This window comes from Actinacidiphila rubida (assembly GCF_900110255.1).
Classification (GTDB): Bacteria; Actinomycetota; Actinomycetes; order Streptomycetales; family Streptomycetaceae; genus Actinacidiphila; species Actinacidiphila rubida.
The window spans coordinates 315,518-341,441 of the sequence record NZ_FODD01000002.1 but is presented as its reverse complement, the minus strand read 5'-3'; the positions used below and the strand labels follow the sequence as shown (position 1 = coordinate 341,441).

The 25,924-nt window shown below is 73.1% G+C and carries 22 protein-coding genes; 11 read left to right on the top strand and 11 right to left on the bottom strand.

The features are described 5' to 3' along the window. Window positions 1-59 precede the first annotated feature (59 nt). The 4 genes from BMW99_RS03015 to BMW99_RS03000 all read right to left on the bottom strand — a co-directional run bounded on the left by BMW99_RS03015 (window position 60) and on the right by BMW99_RS03000 (window position 2,063). The gene (locus BMW99_RS03015) at window positions 60-566 is read right to left on the bottom strand and encodes a DUF6286 domain-containing protein (protein WP_107485324.1); all 507 of its coding nucleotides are present in this window, start codon (window positions 564-566) and stop codon (window positions 60-62) included. 237 nt (window positions 567-803) lie between these two features. After that, on the bottom strand, window positions 804-1,205 hold the full coding sequence (locus tag BMW99_RS03010) for a hypothetical protein (RefSeq protein WP_079139084.1): 402 nt from the start codon (window positions 1,203-1,205) through the stop codon (window positions 804-806). Beyond that, entirely contained in the window at window positions 1,202-1,468 is a 267-nt protein-coding gene (locus BMW99_RS03005; RefSeq protein WP_069467403.1) for a hypothetical protein, read from the bottom strand. The genes BMW99_RS03010 and BMW99_RS03005 overlap by 4 nt, the downstream gene beginning before the upstream one ends. A 91-nt stretch (window positions 1,469-1,559) precedes the next feature. Next, the gene (locus BMW99_RS03000) at window positions 1,560-2,063 is read right to left on the bottom strand and encodes an Asp23/Gls24 family envelope stress response protein (RefSeq protein WP_069467404.1); all 504 of its coding nucleotides are present in this window, start codon (window positions 2,061-2,063) and stop codon (window positions 1,560-1,562) included. 185 nt (window positions 2,064-2,248) lie between these two features. Here BMW99_RS03000 and BMW99_RS02995 point away from each other — a divergent pair, with 185 nt between their 5' ends. From BMW99_RS02995 to BMW99_RS02985, 3 genes are read left to right on the top strand one after another with little or no spacing between them, the layout of a single operon-like run. Then, complete coding sequence (locus tag BMW99_RS02995) at window positions 2,249-2,917, top strand: RNA polymerase sigma factor (protein WP_245791153.1); 669 nt, start codon at window positions 2,249-2,251, stop codon at window positions 2,915-2,917. Beyond that, a complete protein-coding gene (locus BMW99_RS02990; protein ID WP_069467406.1) occupies window positions 2,908-3,588 on the top strand; it encodes a hypothetical protein in 681 nt (226 codons plus the stop codon). Before BMW99_RS02995 ends, BMW99_RS02990 begins: the two co-directional genes overlap by 10 nt. After that, on the top strand, window positions 3,585-3,968 hold the full coding sequence (locus BMW99_RS02985) for an Asp23/Gls24 family envelope stress response protein (protein ID WP_069467407.1): 384 nt from the start codon (window positions 3,585-3,587) through the stop codon (window positions 3,966-3,968). Before BMW99_RS02990 ends, BMW99_RS02985 begins: the two co-directional genes overlap by 4 nt. On the opposite strand, the gene BMW99_RS41915 is transcribed toward BMW99_RS02985, so the two are convergent. The 4 genes from BMW99_RS41915 to BMW99_RS02965 all read right to left on the bottom strand — a co-directional run bounded on the left by BMW99_RS41915 (window position 3,937) and on the right by BMW99_RS02965 (window position 8,814). Further along, a complete protein-coding gene (locus BMW99_RS41915) occupies window positions 3,937-4,206 on the bottom strand; it encodes a phosphopantetheine-binding protein (RefSeq protein WP_069467408.1) in 270 nt (89 codons plus the stop codon). The genes BMW99_RS02985 and BMW99_RS41915 overlap by 32 nt on opposite strands. After that, entirely contained in the window at window positions 4,203-5,264 is a 1,062-nt protein-coding gene (locus BMW99_RS02975; protein WP_075016163.1) for a ketoacyl-ACP synthase III family protein, read from the bottom strand. The genes BMW99_RS41915 and BMW99_RS02975 overlap by 4 nt, the downstream gene beginning before the upstream one ends. 133 nt (window positions 5,265-5,397) lie before the next feature. After that, a complete protein-coding gene (locus BMW99_RS02970) occupies window positions 5,398-7,017 on the bottom strand; it encodes an amino acid adenylation domain-containing protein (RefSeq protein ID WP_075016162.1) in 1,620 nt (539 codons plus the stop codon). Between the two features lie 195 nt (window positions 7,018-7,212). Continuing rightward, window positions 7,213-8,814 carry a class I SAM-dependent methyltransferase gene (locus BMW99_RS02965; protein ID WP_143080512.1) on the bottom strand — a complete coding sequence of 534 codons (1,602 nt, stop codon included), beginning with the start codon at window positions 8,812-8,814 and terminating at the stop codon, window positions 7,213-7,215. A gap of 659 nt (window positions 8,815-9,473) precedes the next feature. Between BMW99_RS02965 and BMW99_RS41145 the strand changes: the two genes are divergently transcribed. From BMW99_RS41145 to BMW99_RS02940, 4 genes are all read left to right on the top strand, one after another. Beyond that, on the top strand, window positions 9,474-13,733 hold the full coding sequence (locus BMW99_RS41145) for a golvesin C-terminal-like domain-containing protein (RefSeq protein ID WP_177226050.1): 4,260 nt from the start codon (window positions 9,474-9,476) through the stop codon (window positions 13,731-13,733). 369 nt (window positions 13,734-14,102) lie between these two features. Continuing rightward, the gene (locus BMW99_RS02950; protein WP_069463308.1) at window positions 14,103-14,480 is read left to right on the top strand and encodes a DUF805 domain-containing protein; all 378 of its coding nucleotides are present in this window, start codon (window positions 14,103-14,105) and stop codon (window positions 14,478-14,480) included. A gap of 60 nt (window positions 14,481-14,540) precedes the next feature. Beyond that, the gene (locus tag BMW99_RS41140; RefSeq protein WP_069463309.1) at window positions 14,541-15,458 is read left to right on the top strand and encodes an SMI1/KNR4 family protein; all 918 of its coding nucleotides are present in this window, start codon (window positions 14,541-14,543) and stop codon (window positions 15,456-15,458) included. A 60-nt stretch (window positions 15,459-15,518) separates the two neighbouring features. Beyond that, a complete protein-coding gene (locus BMW99_RS02940) occupies window positions 15,519-16,472 on the top strand; it encodes a phosphotransferase family protein (RefSeq protein ID WP_069463310.1) in 954 nt (317 codons plus the stop codon). 181 nt (window positions 16,473-16,653) lie between these two features. Here the strand turns inward: BMW99_RS02940 and BMW99_RS02935 are convergent, their stop codons facing one another. Next, window positions 16,654-18,558 carry an arabinofuranosidase catalytic domain-containing protein gene (locus BMW99_RS02935; protein WP_069463311.1) on the bottom strand — a complete coding sequence of 635 codons (1,905 nt, stop codon included), beginning with the start codon at window positions 18,556-18,558 and terminating at the stop codon, window positions 16,654-16,656. Window positions 18,559-18,891: 333 nt separating this feature from the next. Continuing rightward, entirely contained in the window at window positions 18,892-19,086 is a 195-nt protein-coding gene (locus BMW99_RS02930; protein WP_069463312.1) for a hypothetical protein, read from the bottom strand. A gap of 204 nt (window positions 19,087-19,290) precedes the next feature. Here BMW99_RS02930 and BMW99_RS02925 point away from each other — a divergent pair, with 204 nt between their 5' ends. From BMW99_RS02925 to BMW99_RS02910, 4 genes are all read left to right on the top strand, one after another. Then, a complete protein-coding gene (locus BMW99_RS02925) occupies window positions 19,291-20,616 on the top strand; it encodes a hypothetical protein (protein WP_069463313.1) in 1,326 nt (441 codons plus the stop codon). Between the two features lie 365 nt (window positions 20,617-20,981). Continuing rightward, window positions 20,982-22,565 carry an FMN-binding glutamate synthase family protein gene (locus tag BMW99_RS02920; protein ID WP_069463314.1) on the top strand — a complete coding sequence of 528 codons (1,584 nt, stop codon included), beginning with the start codon at window positions 20,982-20,984 and terminating at the stop codon, window positions 22,563-22,565. Between the two features lie 12 nt (window positions 22,566-22,577). Next, window positions 22,578-24,380: a thiamine pyrophosphate-dependent enzyme gene (locus BMW99_RS02915; protein ID WP_069463315.1), complete on the top strand. Its 1,803-nt coding sequence runs from the start codon at window positions 22,578-22,580 to the stop codon at window positions 24,378-24,380. A gap of 183 nt (window positions 24,381-24,563) precedes the next feature. After that, complete coding sequence (locus tag BMW99_RS02910) at window positions 24,564-25,325, top strand: SDR family oxidoreductase (RefSeq protein WP_069463316.1); 762 nt, start codon at window positions 24,564-24,566, stop codon at window positions 25,323-25,325. Window positions 25,326-25,384: 59 nt separating this feature from the next. On the opposite strand, the gene BMW99_RS02905 is transcribed toward BMW99_RS02910, so the two are convergent. Continuing rightward, complete coding sequence (locus BMW99_RS02905) at window positions 25,385-25,906, bottom strand: hypothetical protein (protein WP_176735467.1); 522 nt, start codon at window positions 25,904-25,906, stop codon at window positions 25,385-25,387. Window positions 25,907-25,924 lie beyond the last annotated feature (18 nt).

The window sequence follows — 25,924 nt, the reverse complement described above, 5'->3', positions numbered from 1 at the left end:
GGGGACGGGCCGCGCCGGAAGGGTGTGCCGGGCTCGCGGCCCGGAGGGGCCGGGCCAGGTCAGGTCGGGCCGCGGCGCACGCGGATCACCGGCTTCGGCTCGCGTGCCAGGCCGAGTTGGTCGCGCACCGCGCGCCGGAGTTCCCGCGTCAGGTCGGTCCGCACCCGCGCGACGTCCCCGAAGCGCACGTCGGCGCGGACGGTGAGCCGGCGCCGGCCGAGACGCACACGTGCCGCGCCGACTCCGGGGACGCGCATCGCCACGTCGCGCAGCAGCGTTGCGGCGCCCTTGCGGTCCAGCACGGCGCGCGTCGCCGGGGACGTGCCGGCCGGTGCCCGCAGGGGAAGGCGGCGCCGCAGCCCGGGCGTGAGCGCCAGGACGACCAGCCACAGGCCGAGCGCGGCCGCGGCGGCGGCGCCCGCGAGGATCCACGGGTCGTCGGCCGGCCGGGTGGTGAGGTACCCGCTGAGGGTCGTCCACCAGCCGTTCGCGGGGTGCCCGGTGCGCGTCCGGACCGCCTCGAAGAGCAGCGCGGTGGCGACGATCGCCACCAGTGCGGCGGTCACCGCGGCCGCCGTCCGGCGGCCGCTCCACGGCCGCCGCGCGGGGCCGCGCGCGATCGTCCGCGTGCCCGGGGCAGGCTGTCGGTCCGTTCCCGCCTGCCGGTCCGGGCGCGGCCTCGCGCCGGCCGCCGCTGCGGGAGCCGGGGGATGTCGGGTGCTCATGATGATCCCGTCCTAGGAACCGGTGAACTCAGGTGAACTCGGCTGAACTCAGCTGAACTCAGCTGAACGCGGTCGAACTCAGTGCACGCGCCGGCCGGGGCCGTCGGTCAGGACGAGCCGCCGGACCGAGACCGTCACGTGCTCGATGGGCAGGGCCGTCAGGTGGGAGACCCGCTCGGTGATCTCGCGTCCCAGTTCGTCGCAGGAGCGGCCCGCGTCGCCCGGGTAGGGCAGATCCAGCGACACGGCGATCCGGGCCGACCCGTGGCGCACCCTGACGGTGGACCGGGGAGTGCCCAGGCCCGCGTGGGCGAGGGGCCCACCGGTACGCCGCGCCAGCGCCTCAGCCGCCACCCCGGCGGTGAGCCGGGCCACCACCGGGCCGGGGATCACGGTCGCGCCGCGCTCGGCGGGCGGCGGCAGCCGCCCGGTGTCGCCCGTGACGGGCGGCGGGCTGTGCGGACGCCGTCGGATCCTCACCGGACACGCACCCTGTGCTGCGAACCACCGGAGCGGGTGTGACCGCCCGCCGGTGTGTCGCCGCGCCGTGCGAGGCCCCGGCGGAGGTCGTCCTCGCGCTCGCGGAGGTAGCCGGCCCCGGGCCCGCCCGCGCGCACCAGGAAGCCGAGGGCCAGGCCCGCCACTCCCAGGACCGCGACCACGACGAAGGCGCCGAAGCCGCCGAAGTAGGCCGCGAACCCGAGGGCCATGCCGCTCATCAGTCCGATCGTGGTGCTTCTCATCGTTCCTCGCCTTTCCGTCGACGGTGCCGGTGGCCGGGCCCGTACTGCCAGGTCCCCCCGGCCCCGTGCCGGTGCCGGATCTCGGCCGGGGTCACTCGACGCGCCGGCGCCGGTCCTCGGCGTTCCCGCCGCGGTCCCCGTCCTCGTCGCCGTCGTCGGGGATGTCGATGTCGTCGACGGCGACGTTCACTTCGACGACCTCCAGCCCCGTCATGCGCTCGAGCGCCGAGATGACGCTGACACGCACGTCGGAGGCGACATCGGCGATGGCGTAGCCGTAGTCGATGACCACGTCCAGGTCGACGGCGGCCTGGTGCTCGCCGACCTCGACGTGGACGCCGCGGGTGATGCTGGGCTGGGTGCCGGGCATCCGCTCGCGTACGCCTCCGATGGTCCGGGCCATGCCGGTACCCAGGTTGTGGACGCCCGCGACCTCGCGGGTCGCGATACCGGCCATCTTCTCCACGACGCTGTCGGCGATCGTCGTGCGCCCGCGGTCCTCCGGCGCGGCGAGGTCCCCGTGCTTGCCGATGCCGGACTCCCTGAGGCCGGCCTTGCGCTTGTCGGTGTCGGGGCGTGTTGCGGTGTCGGTCATGACGTTGCTCCCGTGAGTGCGGACAGCCGGGCGGCGTCCGTCAGAGGATTGGACACATATGGGAGGAAAACGTCACACTTTCCAGTGAGGTGATCGGACCGGCTCGGGCACACCGGCAACCGGATGCGCGTCACGCACCGCGGTCGCGGGCCGGTCGGGCCACCTGAACGGCTGGGAAGTGATCTGTGGATGCTCGAGCACACGCAGCCTCGCCCGCGCCCGGGCGGATCGACCGCGGCGCGGCCATGGCCGACTGCCCACCGCTCCCGGATCCCACCGACGGCGAGGGGGACCGCACCGATCCGCCGGACGCCGACCTGCCCGACTCCGTGCTGTCCGCCAGGGCGGCCGAGGGCGACGACGACGCGTTCGCGATCCTGGTCCGCCGCCACAGCCGGTCGCTGCTGGCACTGGCGTACCGCCTGCTGGGCAACGTGCCCGACGCCGAGGAGGCGCTCCAGGACGCCCTCGTCAACGCGTGGCGGCGGCTCCCCGACTTCCGCGGGGACGCGACGTTCCGTACATGGATGTACCGCATCGTCACCAACCGGTGCCTCACCGTGCTGCGCTCACGCGCTCCCTCGGTGCCGCTGGACGCCGTTCCGGAGGCGGCGGCGCACGACGCCGGCGGGCAGCCCGCCCGCGCCGCCGAGAGCGCCGCGGCCACGGAGGCACTGGCCCAGGCGCTGGCGCGGCTGCGGCCCGACCAGCGGGCCTGCTGGATCCTGCGGGAGCTGCACGGGCTGTCCTACGAGGAGATCGCCCAGGTGGTCGGCATGAGCGAGACAACCGTGCGCGGCAGGCTCTTCCGGGCCCGGCGCACCTTGACGAAGGAGATGGCCTCATGGCGCTAGAGGACGCGGGCGCCGTCTCCCCGAACCCGGAACGGCCACAGGACGCCGGTACCCCCGGTTCCACCGGTCCCGCGGATCCGGCACGACTCGTGGGCGACGAGCGGCTGCCGTGCGGCCGCCTGGTGAGCGAGGCCTGGGACCAGGCCCGCACCCACGCCGACCGCCGCGACCCGCACATGGCCGGCTGCCCGCACTGCCGGCAGGCCGCCGAGGGCCTGGTCGCCCTCGACCGCGCGACCCGTGTGCTGCGCGACGAACGCCCCAGCGCGCGGATGGTCGCCGACCGGGTCATCGAGGCGGTGCGGGCCGAGACACGGCTGGGCCGGCTCCTGCCCCTCGACGACTGCGAGCGGGATCTGCGGGTCGCCGAGACGTCGGCGGCGAAGGTGCTGCGCCGGGCCGCGGACACCGTGCCCGGAGTGCGTGCGGCGAGTTGCCGCCTGTTCCCCGACGAACACGGCGGCACCGCGGTGGACATCGTGATGACGCTCGCCAGCACCCTCGACCGGCCGCTGCCCGCGCGAGGCGCCCAGGTGCGGCGCGCCGTCGCCTACGCCGCCCAGCGGCAACTCGGCCTGGCCGCACGCCGCATCGACCTGAAGTTCGTGTCGGTCCTGGAGACCGGGCGCCGCCCGGCCGCCGGCCGACCCGTCGGGACGAGCGGGCCGTGACGGCCGACGACCGGCTCGCCGTCCAGCAGATCGCCACCCAGGCGGCGTTGTCCGTGCGGGGCGTGGCCGAACTGCCGCCCAGCCTCGGCCAGTCCCTGGCCGCGGCCGCCACCCGGGTCCGGCACGCGTTCGGCTCTCCCGTGCCGTCGCCCCAGGCCGGCATCCGCACCGAACGCGACCCTCGTTCGGGCGGCTGGACCGTCGAAGTCCGCTGCGCCCTCCACGAAGGGCGCCGCACCGTCGACGTGGCGCGTGACGTCCACGACCGTGTCCGGACAGCGGTCTCCGAGCAGATGGCGCGCCGAGGAGCGGCCGCACCGGTCACCGTCTCCGTCACCGTGACCCGGATCATCCTGGCCCAGGGCGCCCGCCACCGTTGAGGTGCCGTGCCCACGCGCGGACCGTGGGCTCGGCGGTCAGCGTGGGGAAGTCGACGGTCAGCCCGCTGCGCCGCCACCGGCCGGTCAGCCGCATCATCCGCAGGGAGTCCAGGCCGAGTTCGACGAGGTCGGTGTCGTCGCCGATCCGCCCGGGCGCCACCTTCAGGACGGCGGCGACGGTGTTCCGCACCTCGTCGGTGGTGACGGCGGCCGGGCCGGGGTCCGTGCCGTCCGTCACCGGATCCCCGCTTCCGGGCCGCGGGCGTCGCGGCTGATCTCGATGACGGCGCAGCCCGCTTCGAGGCCTTCCGTGGCCCCCACGAGCAGCACGTGGTCCCCGCGGCCGACCTGACCGGTCCGCCACAGATGCGCCAGGCCCAGCACCTGGTCGCCGACGGTGGCGTGGCCGAGGGTCCTCAGGTGGTCCCAGGTGCTGAGCTCGACGGGCAGGCCGAGCGGGTCGAGGAGCAGCGTGTGCAGGGAGTTCTCGCTGAAGCCGGTGTGGGCGACCCGGACGATGGCGTCCCGGCCGACGCCGGCCTCGGCCAGCGTCCGCTCGGCCAGGCCTGCGACGAGTTCACCGAATCGGTTGACCGAGGCGATCAGGTCGCGGGGATCGGCGTCCGGGCGCTCGGCCCACTCCTGCCGCCGCGTCGCGACCTGCCAGGGATGATCGGGGTACCGGGCGGGCGGCAGCAGGGAGTCGTTGCCGCGGTGGATGCCCTCCAACTCGGGCGCCGAACGGGAGCCGACGGCCTTCAGCCTGGCGAAGCCGCCCCGGGTGGAGGCCACGAGCGCGACGCCGCTGTCGGCGAACACCGCGAGCTCGGAGTCGTTCCACCGGTCGAACATCGGGGTGGAGAAGTTGTCCGCGCCGGTGATCAGGAGCGCCTGCCGGCCGGGCCGCCCGTGCTCCAGGAGGCCGGCGGCCAGGTGCAGGGAGGTCAGCACCGCCAGGCATCCGTGCGAGATCCCGAACGCGGGGATCGGCTGGCCGAGGGCGCGATGGAGCACGTAGTGGGGTGCGGACCAGTGCCCCGGGCCCTGGTAGTAGGCGCCGTTGTGGATGACGGCCGCGAAGTCGTCGGGGTCGTGGCAGGCCTGCGCCAGGGCCTGCCGGGCGGCGTGCACGGCCATGTCCGGTGCGGACACGGCGGGTTCGACGGCGACGGAGAGCAGACCGGACTCCTTGGCCGCGGCGGGATCGAACATGCCCTGCCGTACCGCCTCCTCGACGGGGGTGGGCCGCGGGGTGTACGTACCGATGCCCGCGAGGTGGATGCCATCGACTTTCACGAACGTCCTCCTTGTGACCGACAGGGGCGTGCGGGGAGGTGGGAGAGCGCGGTGGTGCACGCGGGGGGAGGGGTCGCGGCGCGGCCGGCTGCGGACGCGGGGACGGCGCCGGCCGCCCCCACGGTGCGGCCGGTCACAGCGGGAAGGGTTCGAGCTGTCCGGACATCACTCGCGCACGCAACCCGGCCCGGTCGACCTTCCCGTTGGCGTTGAGCGGAAGACGGTCCACGAGGTGGAACGTCAGCGGGATCATGTAAGGCGGCAGGCCCTCGCGCAGGCCCTCCTCCACCGCCGGCACGTCCGCGTCGCGGCCGCACAGGACCGCCGCCAGGACGGTCGTTCCCCCCTCCTCCCCGGGCACGGCGACGACCACGGCCTGCTCGACACCGTCCTGCCGGCGCAGGTGTGCCTCCACGTCGCCCAACTCGACGCGGTGGCCCAGGACTTTGACCTGCGAGTCGAGCCGGCCGGCGTACAGGAGGCTGCCGTCCGCGGCCCACCGGCCCAGGTCGCCGGTGCGGTACCACAGGCCGTCGCCGCGCCCGTGGAAGGCGGCCCGGGTCTGCTCCGGAGCCCGCCAGTAGCCGGAGAAGACCTGTGGCCCGCGCAGGCAGATCTCGCCCGTCCCGCCGCCGGCCACCTCGGATCCGTCGGCTGCCAGCAGCGCGGCGTCCATCCCCGGGTAGGGCCGGCCGATCGGCACGATGCCGTTCGCGCACCGGGCGGGGGACTGCCGCGGGTGCCAGCGGTGCACCGTGCAGGCGATGGTGGCCTCCGTCGGCCCGTACAGGTTCTCCACCACCGACCCCGGGGCCGCCGCCTGCCAGGCCGCGGCCGCGGACGCCGGAAGCGCCTCCCCGCAGAACAGGCTCCAGCGCAGCGACGGCATGCTCCCGGGCGTCAGGGCACCGCTGTTGTGCTGGAGCACGGCGACCGAGGGCACCGAGAACCAGACGGTGATCCGCCGGTCGCGGACGAACCTCAGCGGGGCGTGCACGTCCCTTCCGGCCAGCGGCAGCAGCAGGCCGCCGCTGCCCCAGGCCATGAACAGGTCGAAGACGGACAGGTCGAAGGTCAGGTCGAAGGTGTTGCCGAACCGGTCCTCGGGCGAGAAGTCGTACCGCTCGGTGTTCACGCGCAGGAACGCGCTCACGTTGGCGTGCGAGATCGGCACGCCCTTGGGATGGCCGGTCGATCCCGAGGTGAACAGCAGATACGCCGTGTCGCCGGGATCGGGCGGCAGCGGTTCCCGCAGGGGGCTCGCGTCCGCGACGGTCCCGCCGTGCCCGGCGCCCGGTCCGGCGCCCGGTCCGGCGCCCAACGCCCGCGGACTGCCGTCCGACCGCGCGACCACCAGCGGCGGTGCGTCCGGCAGGTCACGCAGGACACCGCGCGCGTGCGGCAGCGAACTCTCGTCGGTCAGCAGGGCGTCGAGGTCGGCGCGCGCCACGAGGTCCTGGTTGCGCCGGACCGGGTAGGTGCTGTTGAGCGGCACGGCGGCCGCGCCCGCGTACAGGGCCGCGAGGAACCCGGCGTACGTCACGACGCCGCGGTGCCCGAGCACGCCCACCCGCCGGGGGCGGGGGTGCAGCGCCAGCAGCGCGCCCGCCCACCACCGCGCGAGATGGTCCAACTCGGCGTACGTCCACACGCGTTCCCCCAGCGCCAGAGCGGCGCGGTGCGGATGGCGCCGCACCGTGCGCAGAAAGCCGGCGTGCAGAAAGCGCAGGGACGCGGGGTCGCGGTCGCGCATGGGGTTCTCACGTTTCCGTTTCGTGGGTGGCACGCGGTCACCGGTCCGGGACGGGGGCCGGGAGCCGGCCGGGGACGTGAGGGTGCGGGGCGCGCCGTCCGTGGCGAACGCGGCCGGCCGCGGGGTGCGCGGGCCGGGCCCCGGCCCAGGACGTCGGTCCGGTCGCCGGCCCTTGCGGTGAGGAGCGGCGCACGGTCACTCCCGGGCGCCGTCGGTGGGCTCGGGCAGCAGCCCGGCGTCAAGGGTCCCGTCGGGGCGGTGGGGGATCCGGTCGACGACGGCGATGCGGGCGGGGACCAGGTCCGGCGGCAGGTGTTCGGCGAGAAGCCCGCGGAGTTCCACGGCGAGGTCGTCGGACAGGACGTGGTGCAGCGGTGCGCTGGTCAGGGTGTCCGCCGGGGTCCGCGGCGCCCACGGCGCCGTGGACCCGCTGCGGCTGAGCGCCACGTCGTAGCGGCCCGGCGTGCCGGAGCGCGGGGGTGTCACCGCGACGGTGAGGCCGTACCGGCGGCCGGCCGCCCACCAGAGGCCCGGTGCCTCACCCCGCGGTGCGCCAGGCGACGGCAGGTCGGCGAGCCGGGTATCGGGCGCGCTGCCGGACAGGGCCCGCCATGTCGCGACGTCGCCGGCCGTCCGGGAGTCGGGGACGTCGAGGATGACGACCTCCATCGCCTCACCGCGGCCGAGCCGGGACTCCACGGCGGCGACGCTCCCACTCGCCGGCTCCCACCGCTCGACACGGGGTTCCGGCCCCGGACGCGGCCGCTCGCCGACCCGCAGCGTCACGTCGTAGCGGAACTTGGTCAGCTCGTTGGCCACCGTGCCGCGTTTGAGCTGCACGCCGACGTCGCGCAGCCCCGGCAGTTCCGCGGCCAGGGCCGCGAAGAAGCCCGGGTCGACCAGCAGTTCGCCGTCCTCGGCGGCGGCCGCGCGTACACGGCGCCGCAACTCGCCGGCCCGCGAGCCGCTTTCGGCGTGGAAGACCTCAACCGAGCTGTGGAACACGTGCAGCAGCCTCAGATCGCGCACGTCACCGAGGAAGACGGCGCCACCGGGACGCACGACGCGGACGGCCTCGCGCAGCACCTCGCGGAGATAGTGCGCGGAGGGGAAGTACTGGACGACGGAGTTGAGCAGGACCAGGTCCAGGCTGTCGTCGTCGAAGCCGCTGAAGTCGGTCCCCTCGCGCTCCAGGAGCGTGACCCCCGGGTAAGGGCGCGGTGACGCGTCCAGACGCTGCTGGACGGCGCGCAGCACCCGGCCCGACAGATCCGTCGCCCAGTACCGCTCGGTGCGCTGCGCGAGACGCTGCAGCAGCATGCCGGTCCCGCAGCCCACCTCCAGGACCCTGCGGTGCGGCAGCGCCGTCGCCTGGTCCACGATGCTGTCGATCGCCTCGCCGACCTCCCGGCGCGTCATGACCGTGCCGGTGTAACTGCTGTTCCAGCCCGACCGGTCGAACTCCGGCTCGACGGACGGCACGTCTGCGCCGTCTGCGGGTCGGGCGGTTCCGGCTGTTCCGGCGGGAACGTCGCGGTAGACGTGCTCGAAGACGTCCTTCCATCCACCGACGTGCTCGCTCGCCCACTCGGGCGCCCGTGCGGCCAGGTAGCCGGCCACGGGCACGACGTAGGCGGCCAGTTCGTCCCGGCCGTCGGGCGAGGCCCTCAGGAGCACCGCGGCGTCCTCGACGGCCGGGTGCCGGGTCAGGTGCCGGGCAACAGTCGCCGCGGCCGCCTGGCCGGATGCGGCAGTGCCACTGGGAGCGGGTGCGGGTGCCGGTCGGCGCTCGGTCACGGTGGTGCCTCCTCGCGCTCCCGTCGGCAACTGCCCTTGCCCCGCGTCCTCCTGGCGCCGCGCCTGGCTGGTCCCGGGTGTGGCCGGCGCGCAACGTCGGCGGTCGCGGCGGGAACGGCCCGATGGCGTGCCTCGGCCGTCCCTTCCTCGGCCCGAGCGTGACAGCCCGAGGCTGAGGACGGCTCGGACGGGGCTTGTCCCCGGGCAGGGCGCTCGATCCCGTGCCGTGCCCCACGTCACGCCCGTGCCGCCCGATGCGGCGCTAGGACGGATCTAGGACGGCCGACGGACCCGTGTCCCTAGCGTCACGTTGGGCTTCAGCCCGTACGCGCGCGACGAAGGGAACAGCGGTGAGACGTTCGGCCGAGGCGGCATCGCCATCGGCGGCCACGGCCACGACACCGGCGACGACACCGGCGACGGCCAAGGCACCGGCGGACACAGCCGCGGCGGCGACCGCCGCCGCCCGGCGGACCGGCTGAGCCTGCCGGACCGGCCGGGTCAGGGCCGCCGCGGCGTCCCGGCCCGACGCACCGACCGCTGCCCCAAGCACCTCCTCCGCCCGGTGGGCGGCAGGAGTCCGTCCCTCGCTCCTGCCGCCCACCGGCGCTCTCGCGCCCTCCCCTTCGACCCCCACCAGCACCCACGAGGAGTGACCCATGCACCGCACCCGGGCCAGGCACCTCCTGGCCACGAGCGCGGCGGCGGCGACCACGGCCGTGCTGCTCTCCCTGGCCGGCCCTCCGGCGCTCGCCGCGCCACCCGCGGCCCAGCCCACGAGCAGCACTCCGGCGACCGCCACCACGCCGACCGCACAGGCCCGCGCCCTCGGGCCCGGCTGGCACGACTCCCGCGACCTGATCCTCGACACCGCCGAGGACTCGGCGGGATACCACCTGTTCACCGCCGCCGGCCGGTCCGGCTTCGCCTGGCAGCCGCTGGCGACGCTCAAGCCGCTGGACCTGGACTCCTCGTCCTGGACCGGCTACTCGTGCCTGACCGGCGACGGCAAGCACGTCGTCGCCGTCGTGGCGCCCGGGGGCTTCGCCAACGTGCCGGCGCTCCGGGACCGGGGCGCCTTCGCCTACGTGGTGGACGTCCCGGACGGCACGGTCCACCCGGTCACCTCAGGTGTCGCGCTCACCTACTCCTCGCCGGGGTGCGGAGCGGGTGACGACGCGGTGCTGACCCGCAGTCTCGGTGAGGACGAGCAGAGCACCCAACTGGTCACCGTGCACGCCGGCACCGCGACCGTGTCGGCGCCGGTCACCGAACCCGGCCAGCTCACCAGCGCGGTACCCGCGGGCGAGGGCCGGATCCTGGCCGCGCGGGGCGCCGCCCTGGTGCAGGTCGGCGAGCGGGGCACCGTACGGACCCTCGCCACGGCGCCCGGCCAGGTCTTCGACGTCGTCGCCGACCAGGCCGGGAACGCCACGTTCCTGGCGAGGCACGGCACCGGCGCCGACGTCCTTCGTGCGGCCGGCGGCCGGGTGACGCCGCTCGCCCGGGGCGAGCTGACGAGCACCGGCCTGTTCAACGGCCGCGGGGGCCACCCCGTGCTGGTCGCCAGGTCGCTGACCGGATCCGTCCCGAAGGGCGTGGCCACCACCGTCACCAGGAGCCTGCCGGACGTCGTCGACGCCGTCTCGCTCGACGGGCAGGCGGTGGCCGGGCACGCGGCCACCGGACGCCCGGCGGCCGGTGGCACCGCCGCGACCCCCTCCCCGGCGGCCGGCAGCGGGCGGATCGCCGTCCGGCTCGTCGCCACCGCCACCGGCCGCGCGCTGGCCGGCAGCGCGGACCTCGGACGGGCCGCACCGGCGACGACGGCCGTCTCGCGGACGGGGTTCGCGACGGGCGCGACCGCCCCCAGCCGTCTCGGAACGGCCTCGGGCCGTTCGGCGACGACCTCCGGCCGCTCTCCGGCCGCCTCGGGCCGTTCGGCGACGACCTCCGGCCGTCTCGCCGCCGTGGCCCAGACGCCGGCCTGCGCCGTCCCGCGCAACGACCCGACGCTGCAGGCCATGCAGCCGGGAGCACCGCAGGTGCAGCGGGCGGTCGACCTCGCCGTCACCGGGCAGCTGACGGACCAGCGCCCGGCGAACTTCATGAACATGGGCCTGGCCGCTTACCAGCCCAGTGGCGACTTCCCGCCGCACGCGCTGACGGGCGGCGGCACCGTTCCGGCCCAGGTCTTCCTCGGGCTGCTCGCCCAGGAGTCCAACTTCGACCAGGCGTCCTGGCACTCGCTCCCGGGCCTGTCCGGCAACCCGCTGATCGCCGACTACTACGGCTCCGCCGGCACCGTCGACGTCATCAACTACGCCGCCGCGGACTGCGGTTACGGCATCTCCCAGGTCACCACGGGAATGGGCGCCTACGACCCCACCTACTCGCAGCACGGCAAGATGAAGATCGCCGTGGACTACGAGGAGAACATCGCCGCCGGCCTGCAGATCCTCGAGGACAAGTGGAACCAGCTCGCGGCCGCCGGAACCATCGCCAACAACGGCGACTCCAGCAAGATCGAGAACTGGTATCTGGCCCTGTGGGCGTACAACACCGGCTTCCACGCCGCCGATTCGGCGGGGAACACCGGCCTCGGCTGGACCAACAACCCGATCAACCCCGCCTATCCGCCCAACCGCGACCTCTTCCTGCGCAACGGCTACGGCGACGCCGCGCACCCCGCCAACTGGCCGTACCAGGAGCGGGTTCTGGGCTGGGTGGAGCACCCCATCCTGAACTACAAGAGCCAGACCTCCTACCTGACACCCCACTACAGCGGCGCGATCCGGGGTCTCATCGTCCCGTCGGCCGCCCTCTTCTGCGACGGGTCCGACAACTGCGACGCGGCCGACCCCACCCAGACCTTCTGCGGCTACGGCAACCTGACCAAGGACGACCCGCTCTACTACCACTGCTGGTGGCACCAGCCGGTCACCTGGGCGCCCGACTGCGCCACCGCGTGCGCGACGCAGTCGCTCGCCTTCACCCCGGGCTCGGCCGACCCGGGCGTGACCGATCCGCACCCCGCGGACTGCCAGTCCACCCTGCCGGCCGGCTCGGTCCTCGTGGACGAGCTCGCCACGCCCGCCCAGAACACCGCGGGCTGCACCGGCATGAACTGGACCAACGGCGGTTCCTTCCAGCTGAGTTACGGCACGAACGCGGCAGGTGACCCGATCGCGGCGATCGACACCCACCAGCTCGGCGCCGGCTTCGGCGGCCATCTGTACTTCACCCACAACCGCGCCGCGGGCGACACCCAGCACCAGGTGACCGGCACCTGGACCGCCGCACTGCCGACCAACCTGTACCACGTGCTCGCCCACACCCCGAGCACCGGCGGCACCACCGACTCCGCGCACTACAAGGTGACCGCCGCCGACGGCACCGTGTACGACCGCCCGATCAGCCAGCACACCAGTGCCGACGAGTGGCAGAACGTCGGCTACTTCCAGTTGGGGAGCAACGCGCAGGTCACGCTGAACAACGTGACCGACGACAGTTCGCTGGGCACGCACGACGTCGCCTTCGACGCCGTCGCGTTCGTCCCGGTGTCGGGCACCTTCCAGCACCACAGTTTCGACGCGGTGTCGCTCTTCGATCCGCAGCAGAACATCACGACCAACTCGCCGACCGCCGTCCAGAGCCCCCTGAACACCATGCAGATGCTGTACGCCTGGGGACTCGACCGAACGGTCGGCGGCCCCGACTGGGCCAACCCCCAGCAGCAGGACGTCGGTCTGGGCGGCATGAACTTCCCCTCCTGCGATACCGGCCCCAAGACCGCGGACTGCGTGGGGCAGGCCACGCTGGCCGCGGTGCAGAAGTGGGGCACCGAGGTCCAGGAGGCCGGCGACACCGCCACCGGCACCGGCAGCGCGGACGGCATGACGCCCGCCCGGCTCATGCAGTTCTCCGTACCGCGTCCGGACCTGACGAAGACGCCCGACCAGAACTACGCCGCCGACACCAGCTACAAGATCAAGACCCACGTCGACGTCACCTACGCGGTCGACTCCCAGGGCAACGTCTTCAACGGCTCGCAGTCGGCCGCGGTGACGAGCCGCACCGGCACCACCGAACTCCCCGACTGGCTGACGGGTTTCGTCGCCGGCGTGCAGGCGGACTACGGCATCCCGATTCCCGACCTGTCCTACGACGAGGTCAACGCCAACGCCTACACCGGCGATCCCACCCACGTGCCCAACCCGCTCGTCACCGGCACGACGCCCGGTGAGGCCTACATGCCGCACGTCAGCGGCCCGCAGGTCGACTCGACCGGCAAATGTGTCGCGGTCAAGGCGATCAGCGGCGGGTCGATCGGCTACCGGCCGCTCGACACCCAGTCCGGCAAGACCGACGCGAACTTCAGCGCCTGGGTCGCGCAGATCCAGAGCGCCGTGAACGCCGGGCAGATGCCGCCGCAGATGGCGACCACGGCCACCGACTTCTCCAACATGTTCTTCCGCGGCTGGGGCGACACGGAGGGTTCGCTGTTCAACGGCGCGCCGCCCATCTGGCAGCAGGTCACCACGGCGTTCTGCTCCGACGGGACCGTCGAGTCGACGCAGACCGTGCCCAACGGCGACGACAGCCCGCAGAACAGCCTCGTCGCGCAGAGCTACATGCCCAGCCTCTACCTCTACCTGGACGGCAAACTCGTCGACCAGTCCGGCCATCCGACCACCGGGCCGGTGCAGACCGGCGACTTCGTCAACTTCTCCAACGTGCCCGGGGCCAACAGCGACGCCGGCAACGCCTACGACAACTGCAACATCGTCCAGCGCGGCAACGGAGGCAATCCCTGGAACATCGGGCCCCCGGCCCCCGGCGTCAGCCAGAACGCGAACCCGCGCCACCTCATCTACTGCGATGACCTGAGCTGGTACGACGACACCTACGCGCCGTAGCCGCTCCCGGCGCGCGGTGACGCTCCCCGCCACCGCGCGCCACCTTCCCCGTTGGGAGCGGCGACGTCGCGCGGCCGCCCGCGGCGCGGCGGTGGCGGATGCGGTCACCATCCGCTGACGCCGAACGGAAACCCGCCGGACGGGCCTGGGACGCCGTGCGTTCACCCGTCCGGGACGCTTCGGCCGGTGCCCCGCGGTGCGGTGAAAGGCGCTCGTGCACGGGCACGGGAACGGCGCCGGCAACGGTGCTCCGGGTCAGTTGACTTGGCCAGGTCAACGCCCCTAGTGTCTGCCGCCCGGCCGCTGATCGGCCCGGGTCGTCGACTCGATCGCGACTCTCTTTTTTCTTGTCCTTGGGGGGACACACACGTGCGTTGGTACATCGACGTGCTCAAGAAGTACGCCGTTTTCAGCGGGAGAGCCCGCCGCAAGGAGTACTGGCAGTACACCTTGTTCACCTGCATCGCCCTCGTGGTGCTGCTCATCGTCGGGGCCGTGGTGCACACCATGATCCCGTACTTCCTGTACCTGATCGCGGTCATCGTGCCGACCCTGGCCGTGGGCGTGCGCCGTCTGCACGACACCGGCAAGTCCGGCTGGTTCATCCTGCTCGGCCTCATCCCGGCGGTCGGCAGCATCATCTTGCTGGTCTTCACGTGCACCGCCGGCGACCGGGGCGTGAACGCCTACGGTCCCGACCCCAAGGAGCCGGCCGACCACGCGTTCGTGCCGCAGCCCCAGTACTGATCTCTCGTCGGGACGGACGGCACTGACGGTTGTCAGTGCCGTCCGCTTCACTGTGTGGCCATGGAACGCGACGACCTTCTCCGCACCGTCCTCGAACTGACCTGGGGACACAAAGGGGAACTGATCTGCCCGGAGCCCGGTCACGCCGAGGGCCACCGGTGCCTGGTGCCGCCCGGTGAGAGCAGCCCCGCCGGGCTGGTCGAGGAACTCGACGCCCGGTACGGCGGGCACCGCGTGCTCGTGGCCGAGGGGCGCGTCGACCCTGCGGTCACCGACCGGACCGGACGCCCGCTGCTGGCCCCCTACGGGGAGCAGGTGGCCGAGTTGAGCGCCTGGGCGTGTGCGGCGCGGTGGATCGGCTGCGGCACCGTCCGTACCGCGCGGGGCCCGCGCGTCGTGGTGGTCGTGGCCGGGCGGACCGTGCCCGGGCCGGAGGCGATACCCGAGGGCGGCTCCTGGGTGGACAGGATCATCGCCGTCACCGGAGGCGACACGGACCGGCCCCACGCCGTCGACTGGTCGCACGTCGAGGCCCGGATCGGGACGCCGCTGCCCGCGGACTACAAGCACCTCGTCGAGACGTTCGGCCACGGAGCCTTCGACGGCTACTTCAGCCCTCTGGCCCCCGGCACGCTGTCAGGCGCCGACGGGATCGAGCGGCGGGCCGAGACCCTCGCCCGGTCCGCCACGACGCACGGCGAGGGCATGTACGCGCCGCACCGTCTTTTCCCGGCCCCGGGCGGTCTGTTGCAGTGGGCCGGCACGGAACACCAGGCCACCGTCTACTGGTTGACGGACGGCTCCGACCCCGACCGGTGGCCCATCCTGTCCGTCGAGGACGACTACCGCGAGTGGGACCGCTTCGACGGTTCCACGGGCGAGTTCGTCTTCCGCCTGCTCACCGATCCCGCTCAACCGCACTCCACAGCCCAGTGGTTCGACACGCACTGGTTCATGACCCACGGCGTCCGACCCTAGGGGCGTGTCCCGGACGAAAACGTCCGGTGGGGTCGGTGCGGCTGCTGGTCTACTACGGGGATGGAGAACATCGTGAACGCGGAAGCCTCACTCGCTGACCCGTGGCTCGCGTACTTCGCCGATCGCGGGCACCTGGGTGTCCGCCGTATCGGTGCTGGTGCCGAAGGCGTGGTCTACGGGCTGGGCGAGGGCCGGGCCGCCAAGGTGTGGAGTGGCCGACCGCCGGCCGATTTCGCTCTGACCCGCCAGGTGTACGCGGACATCGCGCGGCACCCGCTGCCGTTCGCCACCCCGGAGATCCTCGACGTGGAGGACCACGAGGGGGTCCTGGTGACGTACGAGCGTGCGCTGCCCGGAGCCCCGATGCGGGTCGACTCCGCGCACGCAGCCTATGAGCGTGAGCTGCCTACCCGGCACAACGGCGCGATCCTTGCCGTTCTGCGTGGCCTGGCCCGAGTGCCGGGTACCGACGCCATGCGTCAGTTGACCGTGCAGGGTGACGACCGTCCGCTGTGGCGGGGTCACGACTGCTTCCGCAACGCCCTCGCGGCCCTGGTCGCCCGGGCCGCACGCCGGCACGGCGCCGCCCTGGCCACCTACGTGCCCGACTTCGACGCGGGAGTCGAGCGCACGCGGAAGGCACTGCGCTCGCTCCCCGACGCCCCGGTGACAGCGATCCATGGTGACCTCGTACCGCCCAACATCCACGTCGACGCGTCCGGCCGGCCTGTCGCCGTGCTCGACTTCGGCTTCTACACGACCGCGGGCGACCCGGCCTTCGAGGCCGCCGTCACCGCTGCCATCTGGGACATGTACGGGCCGCACGCCGAGGAACACGCTGCGGAACTCACCGGCCTCTTCGCCGACGAACTCGGTTACGCGCCACTGACCCTCACCACCTATCAGGCCGCATACGCACTCACCACCTACGACCTCTTCGGCACGGACGACCACGACGGACACTTCCGGTGGTGCGCACGACTGCTCCGCCGCAATCCGGTGTTCAGCCCCTGAAGCGGCTGTCCGACACCGCCACTCGTCGATGGCGGCAACGAGGACGGTCGCCTCACGGCGGACCGCCGGCTTGCCGTGTGGCGGCCCGGTCGCGCGCCGTCGGCGGCCGAGCGCCGTCCCCGGCCCCCCGTGCGGGGGCGAGGGCGGGGGACAGGCGCCCGTGCGTCGCCGTGGCGGGGTGTCAGTCGAAGACGAGGTCGTACTTCTCCGCCGAGGTGATCGAGGTCGCCGAGGCGATCAACGGCGACGTGCCCCCGTCGGGGGCGCTCACGTCGTGGTTGTTCACGCGGGCGAGGAGGCTGACGCTCCCGTCGGTGTTGCCGACGAGAGTGAACTTCTCCCAGGGGCCGATCGCCGTGCGGTTGGCGATCAGCGGTGCGGCACCCGCGTTGTCGGCGGTGACGTAGTCGCCGTCGGCGTGGGCCTTCAGACTGACGCTGCCGTCGGTGTTGCCGATCAGGTCGAAGGTCTCCCACGACCCGATCGCCGTCCGGTCGGCGATCAGGGCCGACGCCCCGGTGTTCTCGGCGGACACGTACGTGTTGTTCGCGTGGGCGCGGAAGCTGACCGGGACGGTGACGGGGGCGAGGTCGAACTCCTCCCAGGGGCCGATGGCCGTGCGGTTGGCGATCAGCGCCGAGGCACCGGCGTTCTCGGCCGTGACGATGTGCTGGTTGTTGTAGGCGCGGAGGCTGACGCTGCCGTCGGGGTTGTGGAGCAGGGAGAACGTCTCCCACGGGCCGGGCGCACCGCGGTTGGCGATCAGCGGCGCGTTGCCGTTGCTCTCGGCGGTGACCCAGTCGTTGTCGGAGAGCGCCTTGAGGTTCACGGTGCCGTTGGTGTTGGCGACCATGTCGAAGGTCTCGTTCCTGCCGACCGAGGTGGCGTCGGCGACGAGCGAGGTGCTGCTGTTCGCCGCGTCGACGTACTTGCCGTTGGCGTGGGCCTTGAGGCTGACCACGGACTCGGTGGGCGGCGGGAACGTGGTCGTGTTGTTCGTGTAGCCGGCCGAAGTGATGTTCGCCTGGACGGAGTTCTCCGTCGCGTCGGTCGGGAAGCCCTTGGTGACGGCACCCTCGAAGAACTCCCCCGTGCCTTCGGGGCTGTTGTCGCCGCCGGTGCCGAGTTCGACGGACGGCTGCACCTTCATCGGGTTGTAGCCGTCGGGAAGGGCTCCGGAGTACGCCTGTGTCAGTCCGCCGGACTGCCCGTTGCCGTATTTGAGCGTGAAGTTCGTCGTGCCGTTGTTCTTCTCCCAGGCGGTCACGAACGACCCCGTCTCGCTGGGGATGTTCGACGGGTTGGGGCCGGCGGCGCTGAAGTACATGCCGTTCTCGAGGTCACCGCCGACCCAGGGGCCGGAGCCGGTGCAGCCGCCGGTCCAGCAGGCGGAGCCGTAGTAGATCGCGTTCATGGTGGAGTTGCCGTCGTCCGAGTCGTCCGTCTCGGCCGAGCCGAAGTCGAAGCAGCAGCTGCCGCTGGTGAGGTTCGAGGACGTGAGCATGTAGATGCCCTCGGGCTGCGAGCCGATGGGCACGTTCTTCACGGCGTTGTTGCGGTATCCGGTACCGATGGTGTCGACCAGGACGCCGTAGGCGGGCCGGCCGCCGACGGTGATCGGCAGCGCCATCGCGTCCGCGCCGATGTCGGAGCCGTTCGGGCCGGGACCGGACAGGCCGTTCGCGCACCCGGAACACGAACTGCCCGGGGAGATGGGCATGTTGTTGGCGTTCGGCGTCTGGTCGTACAGCTGGACGAGGGTGCAGGTCGTGCCGGCGCAGAAGGAGACCTGCGGCGCCGAGTCGACCAGGCCGCCGGCGGACGCGAGGCCGATGTTCAGGGCGGCGCTGTCCGAGGCGCGCTGGATCTGGTAGAGCGGGCCGTTGTACGAGGCGAACATCGCCCGGGTGGTGCTGTACGCCGCCTCGCACGGCGTGCCACCTGACGCGTAGATGTCGCAGGGCCCCGGCGAGGCCGCCGCGGCGCGCGTCACCGTCGTGCCGAAGACCGGCAGCGCGAGGGCCACCGCGAGCAGGAACGCGACGAGTAACCCCGTGCGGCGTCGGAGTCTGGGGAGAGCCAGCACGAATACCTCCGGAAATGTGGGGGGTGCACTTCCGCCCGAGGTGTTGAGCCGGATCGCGGCCAGCGCTCATCTTCGGGCACGGTCAGAGACCGCTGGTTCTGCCCGGTGCGCGGCAGAACGGTGGCGTTCCCTGTGGCGCAGCACACATATTCAGCTGGCTCTATGCGTAAGTCAAGACGGTGACACCAGGGGCGTCGGGCAGTTCGCGAGGTCTTTGAGGCGAAACAGGTGCGTGTCCGCCACGTCTTATGCGCAAAGTGAGTGCAATCAGCCGACGTTCAGCAGTGCCGCGCCGGCGGCTGCCCCTGCCCGGTGTCACCCGGGCACGCGGGCTTACGCGTCACCGGCCGTCACTCCGGCTTCAACAGGGTGGTGAGCTGCCGGCGCGTGGTGGGCGGTGGCGTGGCTGAGGGCCGCGCGGGCACCGGGACCGCCCAGCGCCTCCTGGAGCAGCGGCCCGGTGGCAGGGGGCGCCAGGGCGTGGAGGTCCAGACGGGCCAGGCCCGGCTCGCCGACCAGGGCGCGCACGGCTTCGCCGAGTACCTCCTCGGCGCGCGCGGTCGTGGGCGCCTCGAGGGACCACCGCCGGCGGTTCGGGATCCGCTCTTCGGGTGCTTTCGGGGAGGTCAGGCGGGAGGAACGGGTGCCCGGCGGCGACGGCGCCTACGGTGGGGGCGCACTGTTCGCCCCCCACTTGCGCCAGGCCGGCGCATCAGCCGAAGAGGGACGCCGATGCCCGTCGTCACCCGCCGCGCCACCCGCCTGAGCAGGGCCGTTCGGACGACGTCCGGTCCGGCGGCCCTGCTGGCCGTGTCCGCCCTGGCCGTGTCCGCCCTGGCCGGGGCCGGCCCGGTCTCCGCCGCCGCCTCGGGCCGGGACCGCGGGGACCCGGCGGGCGGCGGCTCGGTCATCACGGTCACCACGGCCCGCGTGGCCGCGCCCGGCAACCCGGCGGTGGGCGTGGTCCCGTTCACGGACGCGGTCTACCGTTCGTGCGCCGACGCCCCCGCGTCGCCGTCCGGCTGCCTGATGGTCGGCGGCGTCGACAAGCCGTATGAGATCGGCAAGTTCGAGGTCACCGTCGGACAGTGGGTGGCGTTCCTGAACACGGCCGACCCGCACGGCGGCAACCGGCGCGGCCTGTACGACGAGACCGAGAGCTCGACGGCGTGGCCGAAGTACGGCCAGATCAACTTCTCCGCGCAGGCTCCCGACGGCCGGCACTACTCCGTCGCGTACCCGGAGTGGACGGACAAGCCGTACGGCTTCGCGGACTTCCTGCGGGCCGCGCGCTTCGCCAACTCGCTCTACAACGGCCGCGTCGAGTCCAAGAGCTCCGCCGCCGGCGGTGGCTTCGACTACGTCACCTACACCGTGCGGCTGTCCGCGACGACCGAACGCGGCATGTACGACCTCGCGCGCCCGAAGGCGATCCGCACCCACACCAACGGGTTCGTCGTACCGAGCCAGGACGAATGGATCAAGGCCGCGTACTACGACCCGCGGGGCGGCGGCACCTACTCGTACTGGAAGTACCCGACCAACCCCGGGGTGTTCGGCGACGGTGACGCCACCGCCCCCGCACCCACCGTGCTGCACCCCACCAACGGCGACGTCGCCAACGCCGCGACCCAGCCCCTCGCTTCGTACCACGCCTCCGGCCTTCCGGCGCCGAGCTGGTGCCCGGGCGAGGCGGGGCCGCGGGCCTGCGCGACGGTGAACCCGCTCGGACTCGACCCGGCCACCTACGGCCAGATCTACCAGGGCAGCCTCAGCACCGTAGGCCAGGCGCGCACCACCTCCCCGTGGGGCACCCTCGACCAGGGCGGCAACGCCGTCGAATGGACGGACACCCTCGCGCCGCCCCCGGCCGGCCAGAGTCCCGCGCGGGTCTGGCGGCGGCTGCACGGCGGCATCTCCAACGCACCGGCCTTCCAGATGTGGCCCTCCGCGGTCGGACTCCAGCCCCAGGACAACGCGTTCTTCGACCGCACCTATCCGTGGCTCGGCATCCGGATCGGTGTCATCGGCAACGTGAAGCCCTGCCCGGCCGGTTGACGACCGGACGCTCGGCGCACGCGCGCGACGCGAAGGGACCCGTCGAGCGTCCCGACGGCCGGCGCGACGGCGCCACCCGCGAGTTGGCCGGCCGCGACCGCGTATCCCTGAGACAGCTCGCCACGCTGCTGGCCGGTTGCCCCATCCCATCGACGCACCACCGCGTCGTCGTCGTCCGCCGTGGCGACGTTCAGCACGCCGCCCACCTCCCACAGTGCGAGCCCCGTCGGATATCCCCCCGCGCCGACGTCCCGCCCGACCCGCACGCCGGTCCGGCGGCGGGGGGCGTGCCCGGGGCCGGAGGCATGACCGGCATTTGACCCGGCGTCCCGCATGGCGGCTCCCGGCCGGGCAAGGCGGCGTGCGTGACGAGATTCGGTGCAGTGACGGTGACCCTGCTCGCGGCGGCGCTGACGGCGGCCCTGGCCGGGGCGTTCACCGCGTGGTGGCTGGTGGCGGCCGTCCCGCTGGGGCTGCTGGCGGTGCTGGGCCTGTGGGACCTGCTGCAGCGCCGCCACGCGGTGCTGCGCAACTACCCGGTGATCGGCCACGCCCGCTACCTGCTGGAGAGGATCAGGCCGGAACTGCAGCAGTACTTCATCGAGCGGAACTTCGACGGGCGCCCCTTCGACCGCGACACCCGCAGCATCGTCTACGAACGCGCCAAGGGGACGGACGCCGAGGAACCGTACGGGACCGAACGCGACGTCTACCGCCCCGGGCACGAGTTCCTCGTGCAGTCCATGGCGCCGCGGCCGGTGCCCGACGTCCCGCCCCGGGTGCGGATCGGCGGCCCCGACTGCTCCAAGCCGTACGACATGGCGCTGCTCAACGTGTCCGCGATGAGCTTCGGTTCGCTGTCCGCGCAGGCGGTCCTGGCGCTCAACAAGGGGGCGTCGGCGGGCGGTTTCGCGCAGGACACCGGCGAGGGCGGACTGTCGGAGTACCACCTGCGGCACGGCGGCCACCTGATATGGGAGATCGGCACCGGCTACTTCGGCTGCCGTGACAAGGACGGCGGCTTCGACGCGGCCGAGTTCGCCGACAAGTCCGCGCACGACAACGTCAAGTGCGTCTCCCTGAAGCTGTCCCAGGGGGCGAAGCCGGGCATCGGGGGAGTGCTGCCGGGAGCGAAGGTCGACGCGGAGATCGCACGGGTGCGCGAGGTCCCGCAGGGCAGGACCGTGATCTCGCCCCCGTACCACCAGGTGTTCAGCACCCCGCGCGAGTTGATCCGGTTCATCGCCCGGATGCGGGAGATGTCCGGCGGGAAGCCGGCCGGCTTCAAGCTGTGCGTCGGCTCCCGCCGCCAGTTCCTCGCCGTCTGCAAGGCGATGATCGAGGAGGGCACCGCTCCCGACTTCGTCATCGTCGACGGAGCCGAGGGCGGTACCGGCGCGGCACCCCTGGAGTTCGCCGACCACGTCGGCACCCCGCTCACCGAGGGCCTGACCACCGTGCACAACGCGCTGGTCGGCGTCGGCCTGCGCGACCGCGTCCGCATCGGCGCCAGCGGCAAGATCGCCACCGGAAGCGACCTGGTCAAGCGCATGGTGCAGGGCGCGGACTACGGCAACGCCGCCCGCGCCATGATGTTCGCCGTCGGCTGCATCCAGGCGCAGCGCTGCCACACCAACACCTGCCCCGTCGGGGTGACCACCCAGGACCCGCGCCGCGCCCGCGCGCTCGACGTCGGCGACAAGTCCCTGCGGGTGCAGCGGCTTCAGGCCGCCACCGTGGGCAGTGCGCTGCAGATCATGGCGTCGATGGGTGTCACCGAACCGTCGCAACTGCGCCCCCACATGCTGCGCCGGCGCATCGACCCCTTCACCGTCCGCGGCTACGACGAGCTGTACGAGTGGCTGGCCCCCGGCCAGTTGCTCGCCGAGGCGCCGGCCTCGTGGGCGGCGGACTGGGCTGCCGCCGACCCTGACCGCTTCACCGTCTGAACTGGAGACACCATGGCCCGAACCGCCCGAACCGCCCGAACCGTTGCCCGCGTGATCGTGGACGCCCTCGCCGAACTGGGGGTGCGCCAGGTCTTCGGCGTCGTCGGAGACGCTCTCAACCCGCTGACCGACGCGATCCGGACCACCGAGGGGGTGGAGTGGGTCGGCTGCCGTCACGAGGAGGTGGCGGCGTTCGCCGCGAGCGCCCAGTCGCAGCTGACGGGGCAACTCGCGGTGTGCATGGGCACGGTCGGCCCGGGCTCCGTCCACCTGCTCAACGGCCTCTACGACGCGGCCAAGAGCCGCACGCCGGTGCTGGCCATCGCCGGCCAGGTCCCGCTGGCCGAACTGGGCAGCGACTACTTCCAGGAAGTCGACAACGACGCCCTGTTCAGCGACGTGGCGGTCTTCCGGGCGACCGTCACCTCGCCCGAACAGCTGCCGCTGCTGCTGGAGACCGCGGTCCGCAACGCACTGGGGCGCAGGGGCGTCGCGGTCCTGTCCGTCCCCGGCGACATCGGCGACCAGGAACTGCCCGCCGACCGCCCCGCCCGCTTCTCGCTGACCTCGCCCGTGACGCGGCCGGAGCAGGGTGCGGTCCAGTCCGCCGCGGCGCTGCTGGGGCAGGCCGAGCGCGTCACCCTGCTCGTCGGACGCGGCGCCCGGGACGTCCGGGAGCCGGTCCTGGCACTCGCCGACCGGCTCGCGGCGCCCATGGTGCTGACGCTCAAGGCCAAGGAGGGCTACGAGGGCGACAACCCGTTCCAGGTGGGGCAGACCGGTCTGATCGGCAATCCGGCGGCGGCCTCGGCCCTCGACGACGCCGACACGCTGCTGCTGCTCGGCACCGACTTCCCGTACCGCGACTGGTATCCGGAAGGCCGCACCGTGATCCAGGTCGACACCGAGCCGGCGCACATCGGACGCCGTGTCCCGGTCACGATCGGCCTGGTCGGGGATGTCGGCTGCACTGTCAGGGACCTGCTGGCCGAACTGTCCGCGTCACCACCGCCGGCCGAAGGGTCCGCGTCACCCCCGCCGGCCGAGCGCGACCGCGGCCACCTGGAGAAGGCCGTGAAGCGCTTCGCCTCCTGGCGCGAGGGCCAGGCGAGACTGGCCGCGCCCGCCCATGACGAGGGTCTGGCCGGCCGGGTGCGTTCGGCACTGGACAACCGCGAGCACGGCATCCGGCCCGAGTCGCTCGCCGCCGCGATCGACCGGCACGCCGCCGACGACGCGGTGTTCACCTCCGACACGGGGATGGCGACGGTCTGGCTGTCGCGCTTCGTGGAGATGCGCGGCCGCCGGCGCCTGCTGGGCTCCTACAACCTCGGCTCGATGGCCAACGCCATGCCGCACGCCCTCGGCGCGCAGTTCCTGGACCGGGACCGGCAGGTGGTCGCGTTCTGCGGCGACGGCGGGCTGAGCATGCTGCTCGGCGACCTGATGACGCTCAGGACCTACGACCTGCCGACGACCCTGGTCGTCTTCGACAACCGCAGGCTGGGCATGGTGAAGCTCGAGCAGGAGCAGTCGGGGCTCCCCGAGTTCGGCACCGTCCTGGACAACCCGGACTTCGCGGCGGTGGCCACGGCCATGGGCCTGACCGGCGTGCGCGTCACCGATCCCGCGGACCTGGACGACGCCGTCCGTACGGCGCTGGCCACTCCCGGGCCCGTGCTGCTGGACGTCCTCACCAACCCCGACGAGATCGCCGTCCCGGCCAAACCCACGGTCGAACAGGGCTGGGGCTTCGCCGTCGCCAAGTTCAAGGAGATCATCCGCAGCCACGGCGAGACCTCCGCACGGGACTGAGCGGCGGACCGGCCGGGGCGCCCGCCTGGAACTGCGAAACTCCGAGCCCGTGTGCCCGGGACGACCGGCCGCCCGGGCGACACCGCGGACCCGCCCGCGTGTGGCGGAGCGGGGAACGCCGGCCGCGCGGTGACACTGGCCGCGGCAGACGTGACGGCAAGGGCCCGGAGGCGGCAGAAGGCGATGAATGCTTCGGCGAGCGACCACAGCGCCGCTTACTCGTCCGACATGACCGGCCAGACGGTCGTGGTGATCGGCGGCAGCGCGGGAATCGGCCGGGAGACGGCGCGCCAGGCCCGTGAGCGCGGGGCGGCGGTGATCCTGGCGGGACGCAACCCCGAACGGCTGCGGGAGGCGGCGGCCGAACTGGGCGCCGCCGGCACCGCGGCGTTCGACGCCACCGACGTCGAACGCCTCCAGCAGTTCTTCCAGGACCTGCCCGGTCCCGTCGACCACGTCATGAGCACCGCCGGGAGCCCCTTCTACATGCCGCTGGACGGCATGGATCTGGCGGCCGCCCGGCAGGCCTTCGACGAGCGCATGGCCCTGACGTTCGGCATCGCTCTCGCCGGCCGCGACAAGGTCCGGGCCGGCGGCACGCTGCTGTACGTCGGCGGCACCGGCGGCCGGCATCCCGGTGTCGGGCTCTCCGTCATGACCGCGATGACCGCGGCGCTGCCGCCCCTTGTCGCGAACCTGGCGCTGGAGATGGCACCGGTCCGGGTGAACCTCATCGCCGCCGGATTCGTCGACACCCCGCTGTCGGCCTCACTCCTGGGCGACCAACTCGAGGCCAGACGTGAGGAGTTGCGCGCGAAGCTGCCCATCCGGCGCGTGGTGGAGGCCGGTGACGTCGCGGCCCTGGCCGTGCACATCATGTGCAACCGGGTCCTCACGGGTGGGACGTACGACATCGACGGCGGCCAGCAGCTCGTCTCCGGCTGAGCCGGCGGGCACGCGACCCGGCGGCTTGGGCCGGCGCGCGTCCGGGACCCGCGGACGCCCTACTCGGCCCCGTTCCCGCCGGGGTGCGGGTTGAGGGGCCCGCCCTGCCGCAGGACCGCGTAGCCCACGCCGATGCCGGCTGCCACCGGCCACTCCAGCACGCCCACCACGCCCAGGGCGCCCAGGCCGACGTACAGCGGAAGCCCGCCCGCGGAGGGAAGGATGCGCTGGGCCGCGACCACCGGCAAGGAGACGACCTTGCCCACAGCGCTGGCGGCGCTGTCGACCGGGATGGTGAGGGTCAGGTCGTGATCGTGCGTCCCGCTGCCGGAGGCCTTGCCCTGCGTCTTCGCCGTCTTCGCCGCCTTGGCCGACGTTGCCGGCTTCGCAGTCTTGGCCGACTTCGCCGACCTGGCCGGCTTGGCCGTCCGTGCCGTGCGTTTCGTGCCCGTCTTCCCTGTCGTCCGCGGAGCCGTGCTGCCGGAAGCCCGGCCGCGTGCCGCGCCGCCCTTGGGCGACGTGGCCGTGCTCTTCGCGGCTCGTGCGGTCGTCTGGCGGCTGCGCTGCGCTGCGGGTGCCATGGGGTGCCCTTCTGCCGG

Bases quoted from the DNA above. Each gene is read 5' to 3' on its own strand.
- BMW99_RS03005 (WP_069467403.1), bottom strand. From the start codon at position 1,468: ATGAGAAGCACCACGATCGGACTGATGAGCGGCATGGCCCTCGGGTTC.
- BMW99_RS03000 (WP_069467404.1), bottom strand. From the start codon at position 2,063: ATGACCGACACCGCAACACGCCCCGACACCGACAAGCGCAAGGCCGGC.
- BMW99_RS02990 (WP_069467406.1), top strand. From the start codon at position 2,908: ATGGCGCTAGAGGACGCGGGCGCCGTCTCCCCGAACCCGGAACGGCCA.
- BMW99_RS02970 (WP_075016162.1), bottom strand. From the start codon at position 7,017: ATGCGCGACCGCGACCCCGCGTCCCTGCGCTTTCTGCACGCCGGCTTT.
- BMW99_RS41145 (WP_177226050.1), top strand. From the start codon at position 9,474: ATGCACCGCACCCGGGCCAGGCACCTCCTGGCCACGAGCGCGGCGGCG.
- BMW99_RS41140 (WP_069463309.1), top strand. From the start codon at position 14,541: ATGGAACGCGACGACCTTCTCCGCACCGTCCTCGAACTGACCTGGGGA.
- BMW99_RS02940 (WP_069463310.1), top strand. From the start codon at position 15,519: ATGGAGAACATCGTGAACGCGGAAGCCTCACTCGCTGACCCGTGGCTC.
- BMW99_RS02925 (WP_069463313.1), top strand. From the start codon at position 19,291: ATGCCCGTCGTCACCCGCCGCGCCACCCGCCTGAGCAGGGCCGTTCGG.
- BMW99_RS02915 (WP_069463315.1), top strand. From the start codon at position 22,578: ATGGCCCGAACCGCCCGAACCGCCCGAACCGTTGCCCGCGTGATCGTG.
- BMW99_RS02910 (WP_069463316.1), top strand. From the start codon at position 24,564: ATGAATGCTTCGGCGAGCGACCACAGCGCCGCTTACTCGTCCGACATG.
- BMW99_RS02905 (WP_176735467.1), bottom strand. From the start codon at position 25,906: ATGGCACCCGCAGCGCAGCGCAGCCGCCAGACGACCGCACGAGCCGCG.